Origin of the sequence: uncultured Demequina sp., from assembly GCF_913055775.1 — a bacterium.
In the GTDB taxonomy this organism is placed as follows: Bacteria; Actinomycetota; Actinomycetes; order Actinomycetales; family Demequinaceae; genus Demequina.
This window is the reverse complement of the sequence record NZ_CAJXJX010000061.1, coordinates 1-16138: the sequence shown is the minus strand read 5'-3', so window position 1 is coordinate 16138 and position 16138 is coordinate 1. Positions and strand designations below refer to the sequence as shown.

The 16138-nt window shown below is 70.0% G+C and carries 18 protein-coding genes and 1 tRNA gene; 7 read left to right on the top strand and 12 right to left on the bottom strand.

What is annotated here, in order from left to right; translation table 11 throughout:
• Both QZ483_RS07750 and QZ483_RS07745 read right to left on the bottom strand, forming a co-directional pair.
• The coding region (locus QZ483_RS07750; protein WP_297082631.1) for a low temperature requirement protein A at positions 1-885 on the bottom strand (885 nt) is incomplete at its 3' end.
• A gap of 52 nt (positions 886-937) precedes the next feature.
• Positions 938-3397 (bottom strand): glycoside hydrolase family 3 C-terminal domain-containing protein, encoded by a 2460-nt coding sequence (locus tag QZ483_RS07745; RefSeq protein ID WP_297082629.1) that lies wholly within the window; start codon positions 3395-3397, stop codon positions 938-940.
• A gap of 146 nt (positions 3398-3543) precedes the next feature.
• Here QZ483_RS07745 and QZ483_RS07740 point away from each other — a divergent pair, with 146 nt between their 5' ends.
• The 4 genes from QZ483_RS07740 (at position 3544) to QZ483_RS07725 (ending at position 6046) form a co-directional block, all read left to right on the top strand.
• A complete protein-coding gene (locus tag QZ483_RS07740) occupies positions 3544-4134 on the top strand; it encodes a TetR/AcrR family transcriptional regulator (protein ID WP_297082627.1) in 591 nt (196 codons plus the stop codon).
• Between the two features lie 184 nt (positions 4135-4318).
• Entirely contained in the window at positions 4319-5086 is a 768-nt protein-coding gene (locus tag QZ483_RS07735) for a siderophore-interacting protein (RefSeq protein ID WP_297082625.1), read from the top strand.
• A gap of 92 nt (positions 5087-5178) precedes the next feature.
• On the top strand, positions 5179-5448 hold the full coding sequence (locus QZ483_RS07730; RefSeq protein WP_297082624.1) for a hypothetical protein: 270 nt from the start codon (positions 5179-5181) through the stop codon (positions 5446-5448).
• Positions 5449-5458: 10 nt separating this feature from the next.
• A complete protein-coding gene (locus tag QZ483_RS07725) occupies positions 5459-6046 on the top strand; it encodes a TetR/AcrR family transcriptional regulator (RefSeq protein ID WP_297082622.1) in 588 nt (195 codons plus the stop codon).
• On the opposite strand, the gene QZ483_RS07720 is transcribed toward QZ483_RS07725, so the two are convergent.
• From QZ483_RS07720 to QZ483_RS07710, 3 genes are all read right to left on the bottom strand, one after another.
• The gene (locus tag QZ483_RS07720) at positions 6047-6895 is read right to left on the bottom strand and encodes an aldo/keto reductase (RefSeq protein WP_297082621.1); all 849 of its coding nucleotides are present in this window, start codon (positions 6893-6895) and stop codon (positions 6047-6049) included. It lies immediately after the preceding gene.
• A 64-nt stretch (positions 6896-6959) separates the two neighbouring features.
• A complete protein-coding gene (locus tag QZ483_RS07715) occupies positions 6960-7433 on the bottom strand; it encodes a hypothetical protein (protein ID WP_297082619.1) in 474 nt (157 codons plus the stop codon).
• A gap of 77 nt (positions 7434-7510) precedes the next feature.
• Positions 7511-8881 (bottom strand): MFS transporter, encoded by a 1371-nt coding sequence (locus tag QZ483_RS07710; protein WP_297082617.1) that lies wholly within the window; start codon positions 8879-8881, stop codon positions 7511-7513.
• Positions 8882-8996: 115 nt separating this feature from the next.
• Between QZ483_RS07710 and QZ483_RS07705 the strand changes: the two genes are divergently transcribed.
• Positions 8997-9695 carry a GPP34 family phosphoprotein gene (locus tag QZ483_RS07705; RefSeq protein ID WP_297082615.1) on the top strand — a complete coding sequence of 233 codons (699 nt, stop codon included), beginning with the start codon at positions 8997-8999 and terminating at the stop codon, positions 9693-9695.
• A gap of 65 nt (positions 9696-9760) precedes the next feature.
• Here the strand turns inward: QZ483_RS07705 and QZ483_RS07700 are convergent, their stop codons facing one another.
• Complete coding sequence (locus tag QZ483_RS07700; protein ID WP_297082613.1) at positions 9761-10468, bottom strand: fasciclin domain-containing protein; 708 nt, start codon at positions 10466-10468, stop codon at positions 9761-9763.
• Between the two features lie 344 nt (positions 10469-10812).
• Here QZ483_RS07700 and QZ483_RS07695 point away from each other — a divergent pair, with 344 nt between their 5' ends.
• On the top strand, positions 10813-12630 hold the full coding sequence (locus tag QZ483_RS07695) for a cytochrome c biogenesis protein CcdA (protein ID WP_297082610.1): 1818 nt from the start codon (positions 10813-10815) through the stop codon (positions 12628-12630).
• A 56-nt stretch (positions 12631-12686) separates the two neighbouring features.
• Positions 12687-12866, top strand: a complete 180-nt coding sequence (locus tag QZ483_RS07690; protein ID WP_297082607.1) for a hypothetical protein — start codon at positions 12687-12689, stop codon at positions 12864-12866.
• Between the two features lie 30 nt (positions 12867-12896).
• Here QZ483_RS07690 and QZ483_RS07685 read toward each other — a convergent pair whose 3' ends face one another.
• The 6 genes from QZ483_RS07685 to QZ483_RS07660 all read right to left on the bottom strand — a co-directional run bounded on the left by QZ483_RS07685 (position 12897) and on the right by QZ483_RS07660 (position 16136).
• The gene (locus tag QZ483_RS07685) at positions 12897-13082 is read right to left on the bottom strand and encodes a hypothetical protein (protein ID WP_297082605.1); all 186 of its coding nucleotides are present in this window, start codon (positions 13080-13082) and stop codon (positions 12897-12899) included.
• Between the two features lie 82 nt (positions 13083-13164).
• Entirely contained in the window at positions 13165-13533 is a 369-nt protein-coding gene (locus tag QZ483_RS07680) for a VOC family protein (RefSeq protein ID WP_297082603.1), read from the bottom strand.
• A 71-nt stretch (positions 13534-13604) separates the two neighbouring features.
• Entirely contained in the window at positions 13605-14186 is a 582-nt protein-coding gene (locus tag QZ483_RS07675) for a VanZ family protein (RefSeq protein WP_297082602.1), read from the bottom strand.
• Positions 14187-14225: 39 nt separating this feature from the next.
• Positions 14226-14298 (bottom strand) — tRNA-Lys (locus tag QZ483_RS07670).
• Positions 14299-14374: 76 nt separating this feature from the next.
• A complete protein-coding gene (locus QZ483_RS07665) occupies positions 14375-15310 on the bottom strand; it encodes a carbohydrate ABC transporter permease (RefSeq protein ID WP_297082600.1) in 936 nt (311 codons plus the stop codon).
• Positions 15300-16136 (bottom strand): carbohydrate ABC transporter permease, encoded by an 837-nt coding sequence (locus QZ483_RS07660; RefSeq protein WP_297082598.1) that lies wholly within the window; start codon positions 16134-16136, stop codon positions 15300-15302. The genes QZ483_RS07665 and QZ483_RS07660 overlap by 11 nt, the downstream gene beginning before the upstream one ends.
• Positions 16137-16138 lie beyond the last annotated feature (2 nt).

Here is a 16138-nt window from a genome sequence, read left to right as displayed (position 1 = left end):
GGAGGTGAGGATGAGGCCCATGATGAGCGGCAGGTGGAGGTAGGTGTAGGCGTCGCGGGCAAGATCCGGCTTGCGCTCGGGCGGCGCCGCCTCGAGGGCGTGCTCGAGCGCCGGCCCGACGTCCTTGAAGTACGGCCACCACAGCGCGATCGCGACCAGCACGCCCAGCAGCGCGATGCCCAGCAGGTCCGCGCTGACGTCGAGGTCCGCGGCGGTGATGCCCACGGCGAGCACGGACTCGCCCAGCGCGAGGATGACGATCAGATCGAAGCGCTCGGCGAAGTGGCTGCCGGAGTTCACGCGCCATCCGGGGCCGCGCACCGACAGCAGCCAGGTCGCGACGATGTCGAGCGCGACAGTGCCGGCCCACCAGTACAGGCGCTGCTCGGGCGGCAGCATCGCGCCCACGATGAGCAGCCCGGCGGCGGGGATCCAGGCGGCGGTGGTCAGCAGGATCTGGCGGCGCAGGCGCTCGTCGTCGCGGGCGCCCCAGAAGTAGACCGCCGCGTGCACCAGGCGCACGAGCGCGTAGAACGCGGCGAAGGCCATCGGGGCGAGTGCGCCGCCCTCGGCCTCCCAGATGCCTTGGATCGTGAGCGCGAGGCCGAACACGGCGACCATCGCCACGATGAATCCCGCCAGCGGCAGCCCGCGATCCGCACGCATGACGTTGCCCAGCCACGCCCACGCGACCCAGACCCACCACAGCACCGCGAGCATGACGAGGCCCTCAGCGGTCGAGCGCCACGAGAACTCCTCCGCGATCCACGTGGTGACCTGGATGAACGCATAGACGTAGACCACGTCGAACAGCAGCTCCATCGTGGTCACCCGGTGGTCCTCGCGGGTGATGTGGGCGCCCAAGGCCCAGCGTCGCCGGGTCACGGGTGGTCCGGGTGCACGGTCATGCGCTCAGACTACGAGTCCGAGTCCACGACTACGAGGCGCGCGCCGCCCTTCGCGCAGACAGGCCGGTCGCGTTGAGCAGGCCGATCATGGTGTCGAGCCGCTCGAAGGTGAGCCTGCCCTCGGACATCATGACGATCGCGCGCAGCGGCATGTTGACCATGAAGGCCTCCATGGTCTGGCGCACCTCGTCCGGCATGTCGTCGTCCGTGGGCAGGGCCTTGGACATCTGAGCGGCGAGCACGGACTTCAGCCGCCGTCCGAGCCAGGTCGCGTCCAGGTCGCCGATGGTCGAGTCCAGGTGGAAGGGGTAGGCCGGCTTTGCGGTGGGGATGGCGTGTCCCAGCATCGCCGCGAACTCGGTGTCCGTCGCGATGGCCGATGCGCTGGCGGGGTTGGGCGTGACGACGTCATCCGAGGAGATGCGCACCTTCTTGACATGGACGATGTCCGTCGAGGACAGGCCCACGCGGAGCTCGAAGTCGCCCGACTCGACCTTCCACGCCGCGTCCGCGACGTCGTAGACGGCGAAGGATCGCTCGTCGAGCTCGATGACGGCCTCTCCGGTCTCGCCGGGCTCGAGCGTGACCCTCGCGAAGCCCTTGAGCTCCTGCGCGGGCCGGTGCAGCGTCGAGACGGGGTCGTGCACGTAGAGCTGCACGATGGTCGAGCCGGCGCGGTCGCCGCTGTTGGTGACCGGGACGGTGACCTTGCGAGCGGTGCCGCGGCCGGTCACCTTCGGCTCGCCCACCTCGAAGGTCGTGTAGGACAGGCCGTGGCCGAACGCGAAGCGCGCGGGCACGCCGAAGGTGTCGTGGAAGCGGTATCCCACGTGCAGGCCCTCGCGGTACTGGACCTGGGTGGGGCCGTTCGCGAAGTCGCGATCGGCGGGGAGGTCGTGGCGCGTCACGGGGAAGGACTCGGCGAGCCGGCCGCCCGGCTCGGTGTCGCCGAACAGCACGTCGACCACGGCGCCGCCGGCCGCCTGGCCGCCCAGGTAGGACTCGAGGATCGCGTTGGGCGCCTCGGCCCACGGCATCTCGATGGGCGCGCCGTTGGACAGCGTGACCACCACGCGATCGTGGCTGGACGTGATCGCCTCGATGAGGCGCGTGTGCGACTCGGGGATGTCCAGGTGGTCGCGGTCGTAGCCCTCCGACTCGAAACTGGTGGGCAGGCCCACCATCAGGACCACCGCATCGGCTCCCCGTGCGGTCTCAACCGCCTCCGCCAGCTGAGCGTCGGTCGCCTGCCCGGTGGCGGCGTCGTAGCCCGGCGCGTACGCGAGCTCCGCGTCCTCGCCCAGGCGAGCGCGCATCGCCTCCAGAGCCGTGTCCATGCGCGCCGAGTTCACCAGCGAGCTGCCGCCGCCCTGGTGGCGCGGGTGCTCCGCGAATGCGCCGATCAAGGCAATGCGGCCCTGAGGCTGGAGCGGGAGGATGCCGTCGTTGGTGAGCAGCACGGTGGCCGCGGCGGCGACCCGGCGAGCGAGAGCGTGGTGCTCGTCGAGCAGCGCGTCGTGGTCGGCCGAAGGTGTGCGAGAGGCGCGCTCGGCGGCGACCTTGAGCGCGAGCGAGACGACGCGCCCGCACGCGGTGTCGAGGTCGTCCTCCGCGAGCTCGCCTGCGTCGATCGCGGCCAGCACCCGGGCATCCCAGGCGCCCGAGCTCGACGGCATCTCGAGGTCGAGGCCCGCGTGCACTCCCGCCGGGCGATCGGAGGTGGCGATCCAGTCGGTCATGACCAGGCCGTCGAAGCCCCACTCGTCGCGCAGCACCTTGGTGAGGAGCTTCCTGGACTCGCCGGCGTGCTCGCCGTTGACCAGGTTGTAGGCGCACATGACGGTCCACGGCTGAGCCTCGCGCACGGCGATCTCGAAGCCGGTGAGGTAGATCTCGCGCAAGGTGCGCTCGTCGACGATGGTGTCGATGCGCATGCGGTCGGACTCCTGGTTGTTGGCCGCGTAGTGCTTGAGGCACGCGCCCACGCCCTCGGCCTGGATGCCGCGCACCAGCGCTGCCGCCATGCGACCGGACAGCAGGGGGTCCTCGCTCAGGTACTCGAAGCTGCGCCCGCCAGCAGGGTGGCGCTTGATGTTGAGGCCAGGGCCGAGCAGCACGCCCACCTCCTCGTCGCGGGACTCGCGCCCCAGCGCGTGGCCCACCTCTTCGAGGAGGCTCGGATCCCAGGTCGACGCGAGGGCCGATGCGGTGGGGAAGCAGGTGGCCGGCACCGAGTCGTGCAGGCCGGCGTGATCTCCCTCGCCGGCCTGCTTGCGCAGCCCGTGGGGGCCGTCGGTGAGCATGAAGGAGGAGACGCCGTGAGCGTCGGCTGCCTCGGTGGTCCAGAAGTCGGCGCCCGAGGTGAGGCGCAGCTTCTCCTCGCGCGACAGCCGCGCGACGATCGCGGCGGCCTGGGCCGTCACGCCGCGGGGGAGTGAGCGTCCCGCCGCTCCGCCGCTCGCGGGGCTGTTCTCGGTGTCCTGGTACATCAGTGCTCCTTCTGCGGCGCCGTCGCCGTGCCATCGAATGCGGCTCGCATGCCATATTATCTAAGAGTCTTAGATAGTATGGCATGGCAGGCTGGTGCCGACAACCGCCCTGCGTCTCGCCCGTTCCCATGCCCCGGAGGTCGACCATGGCGCTCAGGCTCTCGCCCGAGGTGCGTCGAGCGCGCATTGTCGAGACCGCAATGGCGATCATCGACGCCGAGGGCCACCGCGGGCTCACGATGGCCGAGCTCGCGCGCCGCTGCGAGATGTCGACGCCCGGCCTCATGCACTACTTTCCCGACATCGCGACCCTGCTGGTCGCGGTGGTGCAGCACCGTGATGAACGTGACCGGGACACGCTCGAGCAGCGCCTCGGGGCGCGGCCGGGGGAGGGCGCGAGTGGCGAAAGCTCGGATGGTGCCGGCCCTCCGGCGCGCGCGGTGCTCGACGCGATCGTGGACAACATCGTGGAGCGGCCGTGGGCGGCACAGTTGTTCGCGATGGTCGAGGCCGACGCTCTCGATCCCGCCCATCCGGGACACGAGCACTTCCGCGAGAGGGCCGAGTCGCTCGCCGCGTGGCTCGTGGCGTCGCCGGGCGGCCCCGACGACCTCGCTGGCGCTCGGCGGGTGTTCGCGGCCATGGATGGTCTGCAGCTGCACTTCCTGCGCGACCCCGAGGGCTTCGACTTGCGCGCGCAGTGGGCGGCGGCGGCGGACGCGCTGCTGCCGGCCTGACTCGCAGGCCACCGCCTCTCGCCTTCGACCCAGCGTGTGCACAAGTGCCGGTCAATCCCGCCGGTGGCCCCACGGCTGCGCGGAAGCATCGCCGCGCAACGCAATCTGACCGGCCCCTGGGCGCGCGCGGATGCTTTGGCGCGCGGGCGATTTTCGCAACGCCGCGTGTGCTTAGTATGGGCGGGTGCCCGCACCGAATCGTCCCCCGCGCCCCGTCCGCACCGTCTCCGTGGTCCGCAAGGAGGAGCTCAGCCCGAGCATGATCCGCGTGATCGTCGGGGGCGAATCCATCGACGAGCTCCCGCCGCTGAGCTACACGGACCACTACATCAAGATCAAGTTCGGCGACGTGACCCGCACGTACACCATCCGCTGGCTCGATCACGAGGCCCGCGAGATGGCCCTTGACTTCGTCATTCACGGCGACGAGGGCCTCGCGGGTCCGTGGGCGCGCGACGCGCAGCCGGGCGACGAGCTCAGCTTCGTGGGCCCGGGCGGCGCGTGGGCGCCGCGAGGCGACGCCGAGGTGCACCTGCTCGTGGGCGACGACGCCGCGCTGCCGGCGATCGCGGCCGCGCTCGAGGCGCTGCCGCCTCACGCGCGCGCCGAGGTCTTCCTCGAGGTCCCGGACGCGGCGTCGCGCCAGGACCTGCCCGTGACGGCGAGCACCACCGTGCACTGGATCGAGCGCGACGCGCACGGCCTGGGCTACGGCGAGGCGCTGACCTACGCCGTCCAGACCGCAGAGCTTCCCGAGGGTGATCTCGAGGCCTTCGTCCACGGCAACGCGGACATGATCAAGCCCCTCCGGCACTACCTCTTCAACGAGCGCGGCGTCCCGCGCGAGAACGTCTCGATCTCCGGCTACTGGCGCACCGGGATGAACGAGGACGGCTGGCAGTCGTCGAAGCGCGAGTTCGTGGCCGCGATGGAGGCCGAGCAGGACAGGTAGCAGGGGTAACGCACCTCTCCCAAAATAAAACGAACGGTCGTGCTAATCTGACTTCCGTGTGGACGACGCACGTCCACGGGGGAGGAACCACCATGACCACGCTTCGCATCGCCACCACCGCCAGCGCCGTGACCAGTCGCGCGCTGCCCAGCCCCGCGCTGCCCAGCCCTGTCCGGGCCCAGGTGCCGTCGGCGCCAGCCGCTGACCGCATCGGCCCGGCGCCAGCCGCTTCCTCGCGGCCCGGCCCCGTCGCGCGCCTCATCGACGCCGCGACCCGGCGCTGGATGCGCGACCTGTACGACGTGGACCTGCAGCTCGAGAGCATCGACCTGGAGGCCGACCTGCGCCACGGCCGCGACTAGGCTCACCCGCATGGGCAAGGGGCAGGCGACGCGCGCGCTCGTGCTCGAGCACGGGCTCGAGGTCGCGAGCGAGCTGGGGCTCGAGGCGCTCACGATCGGCACTCTCGCCGAGCGCGCGCAACTGTCTAAGTCCGGCCTCTATGCGCACTTCTCCTCGAAGGAGGACCTCCAATGCCAGGTCCTCGACGCGGGCGCGGCGCGCTTCGAGCTCGAGGTGATGGCCCCGGCGATCGCGCAGCCGCGCGGGCTGCCGCGCGTCGAGGCGATCCAGCGCGGGTGGATGCGCTGGGAGACTGAGGTGCTCGCCGGCGGCTGCCCGTTCATCGCGGCCGCCGCGGAGTACGACGACCGCGAGGGGCCGGTTCGCGACCGCGCCGAGCACCACATCGGCCGGATGGTCGCGGCAGTCGAGCGGGCGGCGTCGATCGCCGTCGAGGAGGGTCACTTCCGGGCGGACCTGGACGTCCAGCAGTTCGCGTTCGAACTGTGGGGCATCGTGCTGGGCTATCAGCAGTTCGCGCGGCTGCTGCGCCACCCGGATGCGGCGACGATGACGCTGCGGGCCTTTGCCGACCTCAACGCGCGCGCGGCCGCCTGACTACATCTCCTCGTGGGTGTCCGGGTCGCCCCCGAACAGGCGCCCGTCCTCGCGGTGCAGAGCGCTGATCGCCGCCATCTGATCGCCGGTGAGCTCGAAGCCGAACACGTCCAGATTCTCCACCTGTCGTGCCGGTGTGGCAGACTTGGGCAGCGGCACGTTGCCCAACTGCACCTGCCACCGCAGGATGACCTGAGCCGACGTGACCTCGTGGGCCGTCGCCGCATCGGCGATCGCGGGCTCCTCGTACGGCGCCTGACGCTTGCCCAGCGGCGACCACGACTGCGTGACGATGCCGTGCTCCGCGTGGAACGCGCGCATCTGCTCCTGAGTGAAGTACGGGTGCAGCTCGATCTGGTTGATCGCGGGCATCACGCCGGTGTCCTCGATGATGTGCCCGAGGTGCTCGGCGGTGAAGTTCGAGACGCCGATGGTGCGTACGATGCCCCGCTTCTGGAGCTCGACGAGCCCGCGCCAGGCGTCGCGGTACTTGCCGGTCACGGGGTTGGGCCAGTGGATCAGCATGACATCGATGGTGTCGAGCTGCAGGCGGTCGTAGGACTCCATGCCGGAGTTGATCGCGGCCTCGTAGTCGTGGTGCCGACCGGGCAGCTTGGTCTGCACGGTGAGCTCGGCGCGGTCGGTGCCGGTGGCCTTGAGCCACTCGCGTGCGGCGCGTCCCACCTCGATCTCGTTGCCGTAGTTCACGGCCGAGTCCAGGAGCCGGTAGCCGTTGTCCAGAGCGGACGTGATGGCGGTGATGCCGTCCTCGTCCTTCAGGGGGTAGGTGCCGAATCCCAGCGCCGGGATCGCGTGGCCGTCGTTCAGGGTGCGGGTGGGAGTGCTCATGCTTCCAACCTACGCCTGTGGCAGGGGTGATGTCGTCAGGGCCGATGCGCGGGCCGGGATTCGGTCACACCTCGAGAGACGTGCTCGTCCCAGTGCTCGTGGTGTCGCTGTCCGGCCGGAAGGTTGAGGCATCCGCGGGCAGGGTGCCGGTCCAGGTCGCCGCGTGCGGCGCGGGCCCGTCCTCGTCGTCCTGCGCCGGCAGCGCCACGGCGAAGCTCGCGTGGCCATCGTGGGACTGGCCGGTCTCATATTGGTCGAGCCGCACCTCCCACACAGACTCCTGGTCGGGTTGCCCGGAGCCGATGCGCATGACGGCATCGTCGTAGGTCTGGCCGTCGATCGTGGCGGTCGTGGCGATCCAGATGCGCTCGCCGTACGCGTCGTACGCGGCGGCCACCTCCGCGCGATCGCGGGCGGAGTAGTCGAGCTCGAGGGTGGTCGGGGAGTCCTCGGCGGCGAAGGCGGGCGCCGCGGCCGAGGCGAGGAGGAGGCCGCCGGCGGCGGCTGCGAGGGGCTTCCATGCTCGAGTGATCTTCATGAGCCCCAGTCAAAGCGCCGATGCTGAGAGTGGGCTGGCAGTGGGCGCACATTTGGGCGAGAGGTGGGTGGCGGCCGTCAGATGCGCCGGCCCTCGCGCCACGCCTGTCGGAGCGTGGGAAGGCGCACGCCCTCGTCAGCGAGTTGGGCGCGCGTACGTCGGCGGGTCACGAGGATGCCCGTGACTCCCATGAGCCACGGGATGGCCATGGCGCTCAGGGCGATCCGGTAGTCGTCGAGCGCGTACTCCGAGGTGCCCGGGGCGACCACCTGCAGGACCGCGCCCACGAGCGCCACGGACATCACCGTCGCCGCGAATCCGCCGATGTTCGCGAAGCCCGTCGCGGTGCCCAGGCGGCCGCGGATCCCGAAGGTGCGCGCGTAGTCCATGCCGATCAGCGATGCCGGTCCGCCCGCGCCCAGGACGATGATGAGCGCCGCGAGCTGCCACAGCGGCCTCGGCCCGGAAGGGATCAGAACCGCGGCCCACGCGAGGGCCGTTCCAGTGGCCGCCCCCAGGCTGAGCCACGAGCGCCGCATGGGGGGACGGGCGGGGAGCGTGCCGATGATCGGGGCCGAGGCGATGTTGGTGAGGACCAGCAGTGTCAGCAGCCCGGACGCTGCCGCGGTCGTGAGCCCCTGGCCCTGGACGAAGAACGGCACGCCCCACAGCAGCGCCACGGTGTTCGCGGAGAACAGTCCGGTCCAGTGCGTCCAGAAGCCCAGCCTGACCCCCGGGGGACGGATGCCGTCGCCGATGGTGAGTGTCGCATCGGCCGCCTGTGATGCCGTGGGCGGCCCTGCCGGGGCCACCTCGCCCTGGGCGCCGGCCACGGACGGGACGGTGTGGTGGGCGTGGTCGTCGGGAGGCATGCGGATCTGCCACAGCGACATCGCGGCTGCCGCGAGGCCCAGCGCCGCGAGGATCGAGAACGCGGCGTTCCAGCCGGACACGTGGAGCAGCCACGCGACGGGGATCGCGCTCGCGATCTGGCCGATCTGACCGAGCATGCCGAGCGTCTGCACCATCACCGGCGCGCGGCGCGGCGGGAACCACTCGGAGACCAGGCGCGTCGCGGCGACGAAGATGGGGGCGTCGCCAGCGCCGATCAGGACGCGCGCGGCGAGCGCCAGCCAGATGGTGTCCGCGAACGCGAGGGTGAGCTGGCCCACGCCCATGATGAGCGAACCGATGACGAGCATGCGGCGCGGGCCCAGCCGGTCGAGCAGCGCGCCCGCAGGCAGCTGCAGCGAGGCATAGACGCTAATCTGCACGACGGACAGCATCGACAGGCCGATCGCCTCGACGCCGAAGCGTTCCAGCGCCTCGACGCCCGCGATGCCCAGCGACGTGCGCTGCACGATCGCAACGAAGTAGATGAACGCCGCGGCGCCCAGGATGGCCCACGCGGCGCGCGGAGTCGCGGTGCGCGTCGCGGGGGTGGCCATGCGCTCAGGCTAGTGCGCGCGGAGCGGGACCCAGCCCGCGCATCGTCCCAGCGAGGGACGGGACTCGTGCTCGGGGAGGACGACGCCGCGCCGCCCTGTTCCGTACGGTGGTGCCATGACCCCGAGCCGCGACGACGTGCTACCCGAGCCCACGCTGGCCGAGGATTTCCTGCTGCTGCTCTTCGATGCGCGACGGGGCTCGATGCGCGGCGAGGGCCGGCTGCGCCTCCCGTTGGGCGGTGCCGTGCTGTCGCAGCTGGCTCTCCAGGAGCACGTCGAGCTCGACGATCGGGGCGCGTGGAAGGGCACCACGGTCAGGGCGTTTGGCGCCGGCCCCGAGGACCCGCTGCTGCGCGAGGCCTGGACGCGGCTTGAGCGCAAGCCCATGAAGGCGCAGAGCTTCCTGGGGGCGATCGGGCCCAAACTGCGATCGCCCGTGCTCGACCGGCTCGTGGAGCGCGGCGACATCGATCGCACGCGCGGGCGCGTGCTCCGCATCTTCCCGACCACGAGGCTCAGCGACGGCGGCAGCGGGCGACGCGCCACCGTGCTCGCCCCCGTGCGAACGGCGCTGGTCGACGGCATCGAGCCTCAGCCCCGGGATGCCGTGCTGGCGGCGCTGCTGTCCGCCAGCAGCACGCTGCCGAACATGAAGGACGACATTCCGTGGTCGAAGGAGGTCCAGCGTCGCGGCAAGGCCTTCGAGGAGGGCGACTGGGGCGCCCAGGCGGTCACCCGGGCGGTGGCTGCGGCTGCTGCTGCAGTGACCGCAGCATTGGTTGCGACCACGGCCGCCGTCACATCGGCGACGTAGGCGCGGCGCACGACGACGGCCGCCGGCCCTGGAGAGGGGAGGCCGACGGCCGTTCGCGCGGGTGCTTACTCGCTCGGCGGCAGCAGCACCGTGTCGACCAGGTAGACGGTGGCGTTGGCGGTCTGCACGCCGCCGCACAGGACGGCGGATTCGCCGTTCACCGTCAGCTCGTCGCCGGATCCCGTGACCTCGACCTCAGCGCCGTTCACCGTGGTCCAGGTGCCGGCGATCTCCGCGGGCTCCACCTGGCCGGGAACCACGTGGTACGTCAGGATCGAGGTCAGCAGCTCCGCATCCTCCTGGAGCGCGGCGATGGTGTCCTCGTCGATCTTCGCGAACGCGTCGTCGACCGGGGCGAAGACGGTGAACTCGTCGCCGTTGAGGGTGTCGACCAGGTTCACGTCAGGGTTGAGCTGGCCGCTCACGGCGGAGACCAGCGTGGTGAGCATCGGGTTGTTCGAGGCCGCGACGGCGACCGGGTCCTGAGACATGCCCTGGATCGAGCCGGCGCCGTCGGGCACGGCCGCGTCGTAGTCCATGCAGGCCGGGCCCACGAGGTTGGCGTAGGGGTCCATCGCCATGGAGTCCTCCTCCATCGCCTCGTCCTCCATCGCGTCCTCGGTCTCCGCGGGGGCAGCCTCCTCGGTCATGGTGGGCTCGTCTGACATCGCGTCTTCTGTGGTCTCGTCGCCCGCGGAACAGGCGGCGAGGGCGAACGTTCCGGCAACCGCCAGCGCGAGTCCGGTCGTGTACTTCTTCTTGCTGCTGAGCATGGCTTCCTCCGTCTAGTCGGTGGCCCGGGGTGTGGGCCTCGTGCTGCGCTGACTCTCAGCGCCCGCCGCGACTGCAGCGACACCACCGGTTCGCCCGGTCGGCGGGGTCGGATTGGTGCAGTCTCGTCGCGTCTCGCTACCGGTTCTGCACACGGCTGTGACCGATGGGATCGGTGGGGCCACTGGGTCGTCACTGCAGGCTCATCAGTCACGTGCGTACCAGGTGTGTGCAGAACCGGTGCGAGTCCTCCACGCGAGCAGCCTGCCGGGCACGCCAGCCGGCCCTCGCGCCAATCTGCGGACCGCGCTCGCCCGAACCGGCCTCAACGACTACGGAGGCATTCATGGAACTTGCGATCATCGGGCTGCTGGGCGGCCTCATCACCGGCATCTCGCCGTGCATCCTGCCCGTCCTGCCCGTCATCTTCCTCACGGGCGGCGCGCAGTCAGCTCGGATCCCTCAGTACGACATGGCAGCGGGGGCCGCGGTGGGCGTCGGCACTGGCGTCGGCTCCAACGGAACGGGAGGCGGCGCCGCCGTCGCCACCCGCACGCCCGCCGCTCCCGCGCCCACCGCAACCGTCTCCCGCTGGCGCCCCTACCTGGTGATCGCCGGACTCGTCACCAGCTTCACCCTCGTGACCCTCGTCGGCTCCATCGCCCTCACCGCTCTGGGCCTGCCGCAGGACGTCATCCGCTGGGTAGCGATGGCGGTGCTGGTAGCGATCGGCATCGGGCTGATCGTGCCGCGCTTCGAGCACCTTCTCGAGCGCGCGTTCACCTGGGTGCCCACTCGGAAGGTGGACAACCAGAGAAACGGCTTCGGCGTGGGCCTCGCGTTGGGCGCGGTCTTCGTGCCCTGTGCGGGTCCGGTGTTGGCCGCGATCATCGTGGCCGGCTCGACGGGCCAGATCGGCTGGGACACCGTGCTGCTGACCGTCTCGTTCGCCGTGGGTGTCGCGATCCCGCTGCTGTTCTTCGCGCTTGCGGGTCGTGGCCTGACCGAGCGCGTGAAGGCGTTCCGCCGTCGCGAGCGTGGGCTGCGCATCGCCGCCGGCGTCGCCATGATCGCGCTCGCCGTGGGTCTCGCGTTCAACCTGCCTCAGACCCTCCAGCGCCTGGTCCCCGACTACACCGCCGGGATCCAGTCGGAACTGACGGACAACGAGGCCGCTCGCGAGGCGCTGGCCCTCGGCGGGTTGGTGAACGACGAGAACAAGGACCTCGACCAGTGCACCAACGGCGCGACGGAGCTCGAGAGCTGCGGCACCGCGCCGTCCATCCGGGGCATCGAGTCCTGGTTCAACACCCCCGGCGACGAGGCGATCGAGCTCGCGGACCTGCGCGGCGAGGTGGTGCTCGTCGACTTCTGGGCCTACTCCTGCATCAACTGCCAGCGGTCCATCCCCCACTCGGTCGCGTGGGACGAGACCTACGGTGACCTGGGCCTCAACGTCATCGGCATCCACTCCCCGGAGTACGCGTTCGAGAAGGATCGAGGGAACGTGATCGCCGGCGCGGACGACTTCGGCATCACCTACCCGGTCGCGCTCGACAACAACCTCGCGACGTGGACCAACTACCGCAACCGCTACTGGCCCGCGCACTACCTCATCGACGCCGAGGGCACGGTGCGCCACATCTCGTTCGGCGAGGGCAACTACGAGGCCACCGAGTCGATGATCCGCGAGCTGCTCGTCGACGCGGATCCGTCCGTGGACCTTCCCGGCGAGACCGGAGTCGAGGACGTCACCCCGGGCGTGGGCTCCACCACCCAGGAGACGTTCCTGGGCACGTCCAAGGACATGAACTTCGGCGGTGGGGTGCGCTACGCGCCGGGCGAGGGCTCGTACGGACTGCCCGAGAGCCAGCCCGCGGACTCCTTCGCTCTCGAGGGCACGTGGCAGCTTGAGACGCAGTACGCGACGCCCGCGGCGGCCGATGCGCGGATCCGGCTGGACTTCCACGCCACCGAGGTGCGGATGGTGCTGGCAGGCTCGGGCACGGTGACAGTGACGCTCGACGGCGGCGACAGCCGCACGATCGAGGTCGACGGCACGCCGCGTTCGTACCAGCTCGCCGAGGGCGTCGGCGAGGGTCAGCACGTGATCGACGTCGAGGTGAGCGAGGGCGCCGAGGCGTACTCGTTCACGTTCGGATGACACGGCTCAGACCGGGGGCCCGGAATACCAGGGGCCTTCTGAGCGTCTAGATGGCCATGAAGATCTTTCTGATCGTGGTCCTGGTTCTGGCGCTCGCGCTAGGCATCATCGGCTTCCTCATCGAGGCGCTGTTGTGGCTCGCGCTGCTCGGGATCGTGCTGTTCGTGGGCACGGTCGTGTTCTGGTGGGCTCGCGCGAAACTGAACCGCCGCCGCGACGCCGCCGGGCCGGCCTGACGCTCTCACCCGGCGGCGCGGCCCGTGTCTCTACATGTCGCAGGCGCACACCTGGTTGAAGGACACGACCTCGTCGCCGTCCTGCGGCCGGGCCCAGGCCTCCGCCTCCTCACGGTTCGCGAATGAGCGTGGCGCGAGGCGACCGTTGGCCATGAGCACGCTGAACTCGATCTCCTCGCGGGGATCCGTCCACGCCGCCTGAGTCTGCTCGGTCATGCCTCCAGCGTACGTCGGCACGTCACATCAGCCACCGCATCGGCGCCAACCCGGCCGCCGCATCGGCCCTCTGCGCTGACGGCTACTCGCCCACGTCCGTGACGCCCTCGTAGAGCCCGATCACGTTGCCATCGTGGTCCTGGATCGCCGCCCACCAGCTGGTCTCCGAGATCTCGGACTTCTCCATCAGGACGGTCGCGCCCTGGCTGCGCGCGACGCCGAGCGTGTGCTCGATCGAGTCGACCTCGACATAGCTGCGCGGCTGCGCGAAGCCGTCCGAGCGCGGCGCCAGTCCCCCGCCGCTGATCTTGTTGGGCGCCTGCCACATCGGGTAGTCCTCGAAGCCGGGCGGCGCCGCGATCTCCCACCCGAACAGCAGTCCGTAGAAGTGCTTGGCCTTGGCCATGTCGGACACGGGGATGTCGATGTGGGTGATGTCGCCGTGAGCCATGTCGGTCTCCTCCTGAGGTGGGTGGAGTTCCAGTCTGGCGTGTCAGGACGGCCGATGCGCAGTCGGGGTCGTCAGGCTGGCGGCGGTTGATCTGTGGTGCGGTCGGCTCGGCGTGACCGGTGCTCGGCGATGCCGCCCAGCGTCGCGCCCACGAGCCCGCCGAGCAGCGCGCCAGCACCGTTGAGGATGATGTCGTCGATGTCCGCGACCCGGCCGCCGGTGTACTGGGTGATCTCGATCGCGGTGCTGAGGACCAGGCCCGCGGCCAGGGCGCTGATGAGTCGGAACCAGAAGCCTCCGCGCACCAGGCCGGCGACCGCGAGTCCCAGCGGGATGAACAGGATCACGTTGCCCACCAGATTGGTCCACGCCACCGTGCCGCGGTGGTCGAGCCCGCGCTGGATCTCCTGGAACGGGACCAGGTTGACGCCCTGCGCGCCGGTGCCGTGGTCGGTCAGGACCGAGCCCAGTGTCACCGCGCCGATGACGAGCAGCGTCACTAGGAGCCCGGCCCAGAGTGCGTAGCGGACCCCGCGCCCACGCGCGAGGCCGAGCGCGAACGCGACGCCCACCGTGATGATCGTCAGCGCGACCAGCGCGGGCGTGACGTCGACGCCGTCGACCACGATGCGGGGGATGAGACCGGGGAGCACGTCCTCGCAACGCGCACGGCACCTGCGACGTTCCGGGAGTGGGCCCCGTGGGGCTCGAACCCACGACCTACGGATTAAAAGTCCGCTGCTCTACCAACTGAGCTAGAGGCCCGTCTGAGAATCCTACGCGTGCCTGGGGTGCCACCGATCTCGCGACCGGCAGCGCCCCAGGCACGCGCGGGAACGTCTCAGCCCTTCAGGCCGGTGTGGGCGAGCCCTTGGATGAACTGCTTCTGCGCGAGGATGAAGACGAGCAGCACCGGGATGACCGTCATGGTCGCCGCGGCGAGCTGGACGTTCCACATCTCGCCGCCGTAGGCATCCGTGAAGCGCGTGAGTGCCTGCGGCAGCGTGAACATCTCCGGCGACTGCAGGAACACCGTCGGCTCGAGGTAGAGGTTCCACACGTGCTGGAACGTGAAGATCCCCACCGCCGCGATCGCGGTGCGCGCCAATGGCATCGCGAAGCGCCACCACATCCCGAAGCGTCCCAGTCCGTCGAGCCGTGCGGCCTCATCGAGCTCCACCGGCAGCGTCAGGAAGAACTGCCTCATGATGAAAGTCGCGAGCACGCTGGGAGCGCCGAACGTCGTGGCGAGCAGGATCGGCCAGTGCGTGTTGACCATGCCCCAGGTGTTGAACATCTGGAACAGCGGCACGATCGTGACCTCTGCGGGGATCAGGAGGCCCACCAGCACCACCATGAAGATGATGTTGTTGCCGGGGAAGCGGATGCGCGCGAAGGCGTAGCCCGCGAGCGACGAGATCAGGATGGTGCCGATCGTCACGAACGCCGCGATGTACAGGCTGTTGAAGTACTGCCGCGCGAAGGGCTGCAACGCGAACGCATCCGCGTACGCCTGCAGCGTGGGAGCGTCGGGCCACAGCGTGGGCGGGTACGCGAAGATCTCCCCGATGGGCTTGAGAGAGCTCGTGATCATCCACCACGTCGGCATGAGGAACGGGATGGCCACGATCGCCAGGGCAAGGTATAGCGCGACCTTGCCGACGATGTCCCAGGTGCGGGCGACGCGAGCGTCTCGCTGCGCGTCTCTCTCGCTCTGCTGGTGGTCGGGGTCGGCCGATGCGGTGGCGACCGCTCGGGGACGGGTGTCAGTTCTCATAGAAGACCCACCTCTTGCGCATCTGCCACTGGATGACGGTCAGCACCAGCACGATCAGGAACAGCACGATCGCAAGGGTGGAGCCGTAGCCGAAAGCGTGGAAGTCGAACGACTGCTGGACCAGGTAGTACACGAGCACGGTGGTGGAGATGCCGGGGCCGCCCTGCGTGAGGACCGCGATCTGCGCGTACACCTGCAGGGACCCCACGATGGTGATGATCGAGGTCAGCAGGATGGTGGGCGAGATCAGCGGGAGGACGATGCGGAACAGCGCCGTGCGACCGGAGGCGCCGTCCATCTTGGCGGCCTCCATCACCTCGGCGGGCACACCCTGGAGCGCGGCGAGGAACAGGACCATGTTGAGGCCCACGTTCTTGAAGACCTGCACAACGATCACGGACGCCATGGCGCCCCACCCCTCGCGCAGCCAGTTGGGGCCCTCGATGCCGACGCTCGCGAGGGCCGCGTTGATGCCGCCGTTGTCCTGGAGCAGGAAGCCCCACACGATGGTCCAGGCGACGAGCGACACCACGACGGGTGAGAAGAAGATGGTGCGGAACACCGTCATGCCCCGCAGTTTCTGGTTGAGCACCAGGGCGAGGCTCAGCGCGAGCGTCAGGTTGAACACGACGAGTCCCACGGAGAAGATCGCGGTGTTGCGCAGCACGGTCGACAGCTGCGGGTCGTTCACCAGCTTGTCGAAGTTGTCGAGCCCCACGAACGAGAAGTCCCCGGCGAGGACGTTCCACTCGTGAAACGAGTAGTAGAAGATCAGGCCCAGCGGGATCAGAACGAAGAGCAGGATGCCGATGGCCTGGGGAGCGATGA

Excerpts from the sequence above, each read along its gene's own strand:
- QZ483_RS07745 (WP_297082629.1), bottom strand. The coding sequence starts at position 3,397 with ATGTACCAGGACACCGAGAACAGCCCCGCGAGCGGCGGAGCGGCGGGA.
- QZ483_RS07740 (WP_297082627.1), top strand. The coding sequence starts at position 3,544 with ATGGCGCTCAGGCTCTCGCCCGAGGTGCGTCGAGCGCGCATTGTCGAG.
- QZ483_RS07730 (WP_297082624.1), top strand. The coding sequence starts at position 5,179 with ATGACCACGCTTCGCATCGCCACCACCGCCAGCGCCGTGACCAGTCGC.
- QZ483_RS07725 (WP_297082622.1), top strand. The coding sequence starts at position 5,459 with ATGGGCAAGGGGCAGGCGACGCGCGCGCTCGTGCTCGAGCACGGGCTC.
- QZ483_RS07720 (WP_297082621.1), bottom strand. The coding sequence starts at position 6,895 with ATGAGCACTCCCACCCGCACCCTGAACGACGGCCACGCGATCCCGGCG.
- QZ483_RS07715 (WP_297082619.1), bottom strand. The coding sequence starts at position 7,433 with ATGAAGATCACTCGAGCATGGAAGCCCCTCGCAGCCGCCGCCGGCGGC.
- QZ483_RS07710 (WP_297082617.1), bottom strand. The coding sequence starts at position 8,881 with ATGGCCACCCCCGCGACGCGCACCGCGACTCCGCGCGCCGCGTGGGCC.
- QZ483_RS07705 (WP_297082615.1), top strand. The coding sequence starts at position 8,997 with ATGACCCCGAGCCGCGACGACGTGCTACCCGAGCCCACGCTGGCCGAG.
- QZ483_RS07700 (WP_297082613.1), bottom strand. The coding sequence starts at position 10,468 with ATGCTCAGCAGCAAGAAGAAGTACACGACCGGACTCGCGCTGGCGGTT.
- QZ483_RS07695 (WP_297082610.1), top strand. The coding sequence starts at position 10,813 with ATGGAACTTGCGATCATCGGGCTGCTGGGCGGCCTCATCACCGGCATC.
- QZ483_RS07690 (WP_297082607.1), top strand. The coding sequence starts at position 12,687 with ATGAAGATCTTTCTGATCGTGGTCCTGGTTCTGGCGCTCGCGCTAGGC.
- QZ483_RS07685 (WP_297082605.1), bottom strand. The coding sequence starts at position 13,082 with ATGACCGAGCAGACTCAGGCGGCGTGGACGGATCCCCGCGAGGAGATC.
- QZ483_RS07680 (WP_297082603.1), bottom strand. The coding sequence starts at position 13,533 with ATGGCTCACGGCGACATCACCCACATCGACATCCCCGTGTCCGACATG.
- QZ483_RS07665 (WP_297082600.1), bottom strand. The coding sequence starts at position 15,310 with ATGAGAACTGACACCCGTCCCCGAGCGGTCGCCACCGCATCGGCCGAC.